The organism is Glycomyces sambucus (assembly GCF_900102815.1).
GTDB lineage: Bacteria > Actinomycetota > Actinomycetes > Mycobacteriales > Micromonosporaceae > Glycomyces > Glycomyces sambucus.
The window spans coordinates 75,396-83,580 of the sequence record NZ_FNGF01000011.1 but is presented as its reverse complement, the minus strand read 5'-3'; the positions used below and the strand labels follow the sequence as shown (position 1 = coordinate 83,580).

The 8,185-nt window shown below is 73.3% G+C and carries 8 protein-coding genes; 5 read left to right on the top strand and 3 right to left on the bottom strand.

From position 1 onward, the window contains the following. Window positions 1–173: 173 nt before the first annotated feature. Window positions 174–1,541 (bottom strand): amidase, encoded by a 1,368-nt coding sequence (locus BLS99_RS25125; protein ID WP_091054477.1) that lies wholly within the window; start codon window positions 1,539–1,541, stop codon window positions 174–176. Window positions 1,542–1,592: 51 nt separating this feature from the next. Further along, a complete protein-coding gene (locus tag BLS99_RS25120; RefSeq protein WP_091054476.1) occupies window positions 1,593–2,738 on the bottom strand; it encodes a cystathionine gamma-synthase in 1,146 nt (381 codons plus the stop codon). Between the two features lie 94 nt (window positions 2,739–2,832). Here BLS99_RS25120 and BLS99_RS25115 point away from each other — a divergent pair, with 94 nt between their 5' ends. The 3 genes from BLS99_RS25115 (at window position 2,833) to BLS99_RS25105 (ending at window position 5,133) form a co-directional block, all read left to right on the top strand. After that, the gene (locus BLS99_RS25115) at window positions 2,833–3,099 is read left to right on the top strand and encodes a hypothetical protein (RefSeq protein WP_091054475.1); all 267 of its coding nucleotides are present in this window, start codon (window positions 2,833–2,835) and stop codon (window positions 3,097–3,099) included. Between the two features lie 173 nt (window positions 3,100–3,272). Then, window positions 3,273–3,875, top strand: coding sequence for a peptide-methionine (S)-S-oxide reductase MsrA (msrA, locus tag BLS99_RS25110; RefSeq protein WP_091054474.1), 603 nt, complete (start codon window positions 3,273–3,275; stop codon window positions 3,873–3,875). 82 nt (window positions 3,876–3,957) lie between these two features. Next, a complete protein-coding gene (locus BLS99_RS25105) occupies window positions 3,958–5,133 on the top strand; it encodes a cryptochrome/photolyase family protein (protein WP_091054473.1) in 1,176 nt (391 codons plus the stop codon). Here the strand turns inward: BLS99_RS25105 and BLS99_RS25100 are convergent. Further along, a complete protein-coding gene (locus BLS99_RS25100; RefSeq protein ID WP_091054472.1) occupies window positions 5,106–5,609 on the bottom strand; it encodes a MarR family winged helix-turn-helix transcriptional regulator in 504 nt (167 codons plus the stop codon). The two genes, BLS99_RS25105 and BLS99_RS25100, sit on opposite strands and share 28 nt — an antisense overlap. Before the next feature lie 106 nt (window positions 5,610–5,715). Between BLS99_RS25100 and BLS99_RS25095 the strand changes: the two genes are divergently transcribed. Next, entirely contained in the window at window positions 5,716–7,803 is a 2,088-nt protein-coding gene (locus BLS99_RS25095; RefSeq protein WP_091054489.1) for an MMPL family transporter, read from the top strand. 140 nt (window positions 7,804–7,943) lie between these two features. Further along, window positions 7,944–8,165, top strand: coding sequence for a hypothetical protein (locus BLS99_RS25090; RefSeq protein ID WP_091054471.1), 222 nt, complete (start codon window positions 7,944–7,946; stop codon window positions 8,163–8,165). The last annotated feature ends 20 nt before the right edge of the window (window positions 8,166–8,185 follow it).

The following is an 8,185-nucleotide window of genomic DNA, read 5'->3' as shown; positions in this document are numbered from 1 at the left end:
GCGGGGAGCGGGGAGCGGGGAGCGGGGAGCGGGGAGCGGGGAGCGGGGAGCGGGGAGCGGGGAGCGGGGAGCGGGGAGCGGGGAGCGGGGAGCGGCACGCAAATCACCGTTCACGGTTTGGGGCCGGGCCGCACAGCGGCCCGGCCCCAAACCGTGAACGGTTGCGCCAGTGCTTAATCCCAGCTCAGGCCGGGCGCGTAGCGCCGGGGCCGGAGCTTGGCGATGAGTTGGGCGGCGATGTCGAAGAGGCGGCCGGTCGACCCGGGCGGGCCGACGAGCTGCACCGTGGCCGGGGCGCCGTCCGAGCGCATGCCGACCGGGACGACCAGCGCCGGGAGCCCGGCGAGGCTGAACGGGGCGGTGAAGGCGGCGGCCGAGGCGAGGTGGGCCACGTTGGAGCGCAGCGGTTCGCGCGACCACTCCTTCGCCGCGGGCGGCGCCGCGGGCAGGCCGGGGGTGATGAGGACGTCGTAGTCCTCCAGGTCGAACCAGTCCTCCAGGTGCCGCCGGACCCGGTTGCCGTCGCCGAGGACGCCGCCGAACAGGCCGCCGAGGTAGGTGCGCTCGCCAACGGCCACAAGGCGCTTGGTGCGCCGCTGGAGCCCGTCGGGGCCGCACTTGAGGCTGCGGAGGTACGCCGCGCACGTCCACGCCCCCGAAGAGGCGGGGGTCAGCCGCGCGCCGAAGCGCGGCTTGGCGCGGAAGGTGTCGTGGCCGAGGTCCGTGAGCGAGCGGACGGCCTTGAGCAGCCACTTCGTGGCGTCGTCGTCGACGCGGGCCGGCAGCGGGGCGACGTTGGTGGCCGCGATCCGCAGGCGGCCGGGGTCGCCGGTGGTGCGCGGGGCGCGGTGGGTGAGGGCGGCGTAGGCGAGCGCCGCGTCGTCCACTGTGGTCGCCATGACGCCGACGTGGCCGCCGAGCCAGTGGTCGGGGTCGGCGTCGATGTCGGCGGGCACGTGCTCGGGGCTGTAGGCGACGATGCCGCAGGCCGCGGCGGCGGTGCGGACGCCGCCGGCCGAGCCGGGGCCGTCGAGGCCGATGCCGATCGGGGCCGCGCCGGTGGCGACCGCGAGGGCGGTGCCGCCGGAGGGGCCGCCGATGCCGCGGTCAGGGCGCCACGGGTTGGCCGGGACGTTCCCGTCGTCGTCGGTGGCGGGCCACAGCCCCAGTTCGGAGGAGCGCCCGAAGGCGACGACGACCGCGCCGGCGCCGCGGATGCGCTGCACCGCACGGTGGTCGGTGTCGGCTATCGGGAGGACCGCCGCGTTGGAGCCGAGCCGCGGGGCGTGCCCGGCGACCGGGAGCTGCTCGCAGACCGCGACGGGCACGCCCGCGGCGGGCAGGGAGTCGCGGTTCTCGATCTCGTCGACGGCCGCGGCCTCGGCGAGGGACTCGACCTTGCGCACGCCGGTGAGCGCGGCGTCGGCCTCGCGGTGGTCCTCGATGCGGCGCAGGTGGTGGTCGACGACGAACGCCGCGTCCGCGTCGCCGCGCCGGACCGCCTTCGCTATCTGCTGCGCGGTGGTTCCCGACCAGCTCACTGATCGTCCTTTCTCGCGGGGGACAGGGGTTTCGACGGGAGGACGATCGGGTCAGCCGAGGGCCTGGCGGAGGTCCGCCAGGAGGTCGTCGGCGTCTTCGATGCCGACCGACAGCCGCACGAGGTCCGCGGGGACTTCGAGGTCGCTGCCGGCGACCGAGGCATGGGTCATGCGCCCCGGGTGCTCGATGAGGGATTCGACGCCGCCGAGGGACTCCCCGAGCGTGAACACCTCGGTGCGGGCGCACAGGTCGACCGCGGCCTGCTCGCCGTCCTTGTGGCGGAAGGAGACCATGCCGCCGTAGCGCTTCATCTGCTTGCCGGCGACGTCGTGCCCGGGGTGCTCGGCGAGGCCCGGGTAGCGCACTTCGGCGACCTTGGCGTGGCCGGAGAGGTATTCGGCGACGCGCTCGGCGTTGTCGCAGTGGCGGTCCATGCGCACGCCCAGGGTCTTGATGCCGCGCAGGGTGAGGAACGCGTCGAACGGTCCGGCGACGGCGCCCATCGCGTTGTGGTGGAACGCGATCGCGTCGGCGATCTCGGCGTCGCGGACGACGACCGCGCCGCCGACGACGTCGGAGTGCCCGCCGATGTACTTGGTGGTGGAGTGGACGACGAGGTCCGCGCCGAGCGCGAGCGGCTGCTGGAGGTACGGGCTCGCGAACGTGTTGTCGACGACGACGAGCGCGCCGTGGCGGTGCGCGAGGTCGGCGATCTGCTCGATGTCGGCGATGTTGAGCAGCGGGTTGGTGGGCGTCTCGATCCACACCAGCTTGGTGCCCTCGCTCATGACCGCGGCGACGGCCGCGAGGTCGGTGATCGGGGCGGCGGTGTAGCGCAGGCCCCAGCGGGTCGCGACCTTGTCGAACAGGCGGAACGTGCCGCCGTAGGCGTCGTCGGGGATGATCACGTGGTCGCCGGGGGCGAGGAGCGCGCGCAGGATGGTGTCCTCGGCGGCGAGCCCGGAGGCGAACGCGAACGCGCGGGTGCCGCCCTCGATCGCGGCCAGGCAGGTCTCCAGCGCCGTCCGGGTCGGGTTGCCCGACCGGGAGTACTCGTAGCCGCTCCGCAGTCCGCCGACGCCGTCCTGCTTGTAGGTGGAGGTCGCGTAGATCGGCGGAACGACCGCTCCCGTAAGCGGATCCGCCTCCTGCCCGGCGTGGATGGCGAGTGTGGAAAACCCGTGACCGTCATGCATGCCCCTAAGCTAGCCGACGCGAGTACCACTGGCTATGGATAGGCGCGCTATCGTGCAGACGACACTTACCACTTCATTACTCAGGAGGTGCCTCATGGGCTTCGACGAAGTACACAAGATGGACATCACCGGTGACGGCACCGAGGACACGGTCGGCGTGCGCCGCAACGAAGACGGGTCGGTCGAGTACCACGTGGACGTCGACGACGACGGCACCGCGGACCTCCTGGCGGTCGACACCGACGGCGACGGCGTCATCGACCAGGTGCTCATCGACCAGGACGGCGACGGCAAGTACGACACCGCGGCCGTCGACCTGAACGGCGACGGCACGATCGACGCCGTCGCGGAGAAGGAATAGCCCCGCAGGCACGGAACGGCCCGGCAGGGCCCGAACGGATCAGACTTCGCACCGCGGGCGCCCGCCGTGCTCGCCGACCGGCAGGTCGGTGAGGGCCGGGCGCCCGCGGCCGTGTCCCCGGCCGTCGCCCGCGACACGTGGCGGCGCCGCACCGCGCGTGCCAGACTTGCGGGATGACCATCACGCACCCGGTGCTCAAGCACCCCATCGAAGGCACTCCCGGTCCCGACGCCGAATTCGCCTACTTCGGCATGGGCTGCTTCTGGGGCGCCGAGCGGCTGTTCTGGCGCGTCCCCGGCGTGTGGACGACCTCCGTCGGCTACATGGGCGGCAACACCGAGAAGCCCTCCTACGAGGAGGTCTGCACGGGCCTGACCGGCCACGCCGAGGTCGTCAAGGTCGTCTACGAGCCCGCGGACGTCGACTACGACGCGCTGCTCAAGGTCTTCTGGGAGAACCACGACCCGACGCAGGGCATGCGGCAGGGCAACGACATCGGCACCCAGTACCGGTCGGTCATCTACACGACCACCCCGGAGCAGCAGGCCGCCGCGGAGGCGAGCAAGGAGGTGTTCGAGCCGATCGTGCGCGCCGCCGGGCTCGGCCCGATCACCACCGCGATCCTCCCGGCCGGGCCGTACTGGCTCGCCGAGGAGTACCACCAGCAGTACCTGCACAAGAACCCGAACGGGTACTGCAACCACGGGCCGAACGGGCTGTCGTGCCCGGTCGGGGTCGTCAAGGCCCAGACCGAGGTCGAACCGCCCCGCGTCTGACGCGCCTCCCCGCGGCGGGCGGGCCCGGTCGCTAGGCTTTCCAGGGCCGCCCGCCCCGGTCGGCCCTGCTTGGGAGCCGCCGATGACCCGCACCGCCGTCCTGCTGTTCACGCGCGACCTGCGCGTCCACGACAACCCGGCCCTGGCCGCGGCCTGCGAGGCCGGGCGGGTGGTCCCGCTGTACGTGGACGATCCGGCCCGCGCCACGAACGGGAACCAGCGCGCGTTCCTGCTCGACGCCCTCGACGACCTGCGCGAGTCCCTGCGGGGCCTCGGCGGGGACCTCGTGGTCCGCTCCGGCGACACCGCCGAGCAGGTCGCGGACGTGTGGAAGGCCACCGGCGCCGACCTCGTCGTGTGCGCCTCGGACGCCGGAAAGTTCGCCGCCGGCCTCCTCGAACGCCTCGGGGCGGACGCCGAACTCCAGGTCACCCCCGGCCCGGCCGTGGTCGAGCCCGGGCGGCTGCTGCCCAGCGGCGGCGGCGACCACTACAAGGTCTTCACCCCGTACTGGCGCGCCTGGTCGCAGGTCCGCTGGCGTGCGACGGCGCCCGAACCCGACCGCCTCGACGTCCCCGACCTGCCCGACTCGCACGACCTCGCGCCCGCCGAACCGACCGCCGAGGAGCTGCCGCGCGGCGGCGAGCGGGCCGGGCTCGCGCGCCTCGACGAGTGGGCGCCGGACTCGGCGGACTACGCCGAGCACCATGACGACCTGGCCGGGGACCGGACCTCCCGCCTCAGCCCGTACCTCGCCCTCGGGTGCCTGTCGGCCCGCGAGCTCGCCGCCGACCCGCGCCTGCCCGAGGCGATGGTCCGGCAGTTGTGCTGGCGGGACTTCCACCTCCAGGTCCTCAACGCGTTCCCCGACCTCCCCGACCAGCCGTACAAGCCCGGGGCGCGGACCGACTGGGAGGCGGACCTGACGGCCCTGGAGGCGTGGCGGACCGCCACCACCGGGATCGACATCGTCGACGCCGGGATGCGCCAGCTCCACGCCGAGGGCTGGATGCACAACCGGGCCCGGCTCATCACCGCCGGATACCTGGTCAAGACCCTCGGCCTGGACTGGCGCGACGGCGAGGCGCACTTCGCCGCGCACCTGGTCGACTACGACGAGGCGAACAACGCGGGCAACTGGCAGTGGACGGCCGGGACCGGGAACGACACGCGCCCCAACCGCGGCTTCAACCACGAGCGCCAGGCCGGCCGGTTCGACCCGGACGGGGCCTACCGGCGCCGCTGGTCGCGCGGCTGATCCTGCGCCTCGGCGCTGACGGCCTTCATCGTCTCGGTGCTGACGGCGAGGAACCGCGCGACGACCGCGCGCTCCTCGGCGGTGAAGCCGGTCCACGACTCGCTGAACGCCATCGCGAGCGGCGTGAACAGGTGCCGGTTGGCCTCCACGGCCGCGGCGGGCACTTCGAGGGCCACGCGGCGGCGGTCGCCGGCGGGGCGGCCGCGCTCGACGTGCCCGAGGGCTTCGAGCCGGTCGATGAGCGCGGTAGTGGCCGAGGGGCTGAGGCCCAGCTCCTTGGCGAGCGCGGAGGGGGACATGGGGGCGCCGAGGCGGGCGGCCTCCATGATGAGGGCGAGGGCGTTGACGTCGGTGCGGTGGAGGCCGTGCTTGGCGCCGAAGCGCTCGGCGTACCGGTCCGACTCGACGTTGAGGTTCTGGAGCAGCCGCGACAGGTCCCTGTCGGTCGGTCCGCCACCGTCGGTGTCGTGGGTCATACGCGCCGTCCTATCCGTGTCCGTGGTCCGCATGCAGTCTACTATTTCGATCATCGAATTATCCGTCGATGGAATGATCGACCCGTCGCGACGCGAGGAGACCCGCATGGCCCCCGAACGACCGCAACCCGTCCGCCGACTGCGCTGGCTCCTGCCCGCGCTCTTGGCGCTCGCCTGGCTCGCGATCGGCTCCTTCGCGGGGCCGTTCGCCGGGAAGCTCAGCGAGGTCGCCGTCAACGACGGCTCCGCGTTCCTGCCCTCCTCCGCGGAGTCCACCGAGGTCGGCGAACTCCGCGCGACCTTCGACGACACCGAGGCCACGCCCGCGATCGTCGTCGCCGAACGTACCGGGGGCCTGAGCGGGGCCGACCTCGCCTACCTCGATTCCGCGAGCGCGGCACTCGCCGCCCTCGACTTCAACGCCGGGCCGCCGATCCCGCCGCAGCTCTCCGACGAGGACCCGGCCGAGGCCGCGCAGCTCGTCGTCCTCATCGACGCCGGCGCCGACGAGAACGAGGCGGTCGCCCAGATCCGCTCGGTCCTCGACGAGGGCCGCCCCGACGGGCTCGACGTCCTCGTCACCGGCCAGGCCGCGCTCGGCGCCGACCTCGGCGAGGCGTTCGGCGGCGTCGACGGCCTCCTGCTGCTCGTGGCCGCCGCCGTGGTGGCCGTGATCCTCGTGCTCGTCTACCGCTCCCCGCTCCTGCCGCTGCTGGTGCTGCTGTCGTGCGGGTTCGCGCTCGCGGCCGCCAGCGCCGCGGTCTACGCGCTCGCCGACGCGGGCGCGATCGACCTGAACGGCCAGAGCCAGGGCATCCTGTTCATCCTCGTCTTCGGCGCCGCCACCGACTACGCGCTGCTCCTGGTGGCCCGGTTCCGCGAGGAGCTGGACGCCGGCCTCGACCGGTTCACCGCGGTCCGCAGGGCCCTGCGCGCCACGATCGAGCCGATCGCGGCCTCCGCGGGCACGGTCATCCTCGGCGTGCTGTGCCTGCTGTTCAGCCAGTTGGAGTCGAACCGCGGCCTCGGCCCGGTGGCGGCCATCGGGATCGCCGCGGCGTTCCTGTCCGCGGTGACGTTCCTGCCGGCGGTGCTGGCGATCTTCGGGCGGGCCGCGTTCTGGCCGCGCCGCGTCGCGAAGGGCGGCCGCCGCCGCTCGCGCCTGTGGGCGAACGTGGCCGGGCTCGTCGCCCGCCGCCCGCGCGTCGTCTGGATGACCACGGCCGCGGGCCTGGTGATCGCCGCGGCGTTCATGGTGCAGCTCAAGGCGGACGGCACCGCGCAGACCGAGGTGTTCCTCACCGACGTCGACTCGGTCGCGGGCCAGGAGGTCCTCGCCGAGCACTTCCCGGGCGGCTCCGGCGCGCCCGCGGTGATCATCGCGAACGAGTCCGCGCTCGACGCGGTCCTCGCGGCCGCCGAGGTCGACGGTGTCGCCGACGTGGCCGCGTCCGTGGACCAGTCGGGGCAGGTCAAGGTCGCGGACGGGCTCGTGGAGGTCGAGGCGGTCCTGGAGGACGCGCCCGACTCCGACGCCGCCGTGGCCACGGTCGAGCGGCTGCGCGAGGCCGTGCACGCCGTCGACGGCGCCGACGCGCTCGTGGGCGGGCCGACCGCGATCCAGCTCGACACGCTGGAGACCTCCGAGCGCGACCGCGCGGTCATCATCCCGATCGTCCTCGCGGTGATCCTGCTGGTGCTCATGCTGCTGCTGCGCTCCATCGTGGCGCCGCTGCTGCTGACGGCCACCGTGGTGCTCTCCTTCGGTGCGACCATGGGCGTCTCGGCGCTGGTGTTCAACCACCTCTTCGGGTTCCCCGGCGCCGACCCGACGGTCGTCCTGTTCGGATTCGTGTTCCTCGTGGCGCTCGGGATCGACTACAACATCTTCCTGATGACGCGCGTCCGCGAGGAGTCGGCGCGGCTCGGCACGAAGGCCGGGACGCTGCGGGGCCTGGTCGCCACCGGCGGGGTCATCACCTCGGCCGGGGTGGTCCTCGCCGCGACGTTCTCGGCGCTCGCGGTCCTGCCGATCCTGTTCCTCGCGCAGATCGCGTTCGTGGTCGCGTTCGGGGTGCTCCTCGACACCGTCATCGTCCGCTCCCTGCTGGTCCCGGCCCTCACCGTCGACATCGGGAAGGCCGTCTGGCAGCCCTCGAAGCTCGCCAGGGTAAGGCCCCTCAGCCGGAAGTAAGGGCCCTGCGGGCGCCGGGGCCCGGAAGTAAGGGGTATGCGGGCGGCTTCGACGCGGACGCCTGATGCCCCCCTCCGGGCCTCAGCACGAGTATTGGTGTCAGGCCGGAAACGCCGGCCACCGACACCGAAGGAACGAAGATGAACGACTTCGACCTGCACTACCTGCACTACGCCCGCTCCGAGGAGCTCCGCAAGGACGCCGAGAACGAGCGCCAGGCCCGCCGCCTCCTCAAGGCCGCCAAGGAGACCCGCCGCGCGGGCAGCCACGTCCGGCACGCCGGCGTCGCCGGCCGCGTCGCCAAGGCCCTGGGCCTGCGCCACGAGGAGGCCGGCCGAAACGACCGGACCGCCGTGTCCTAAGGGCGTGTCATGATTGCAGA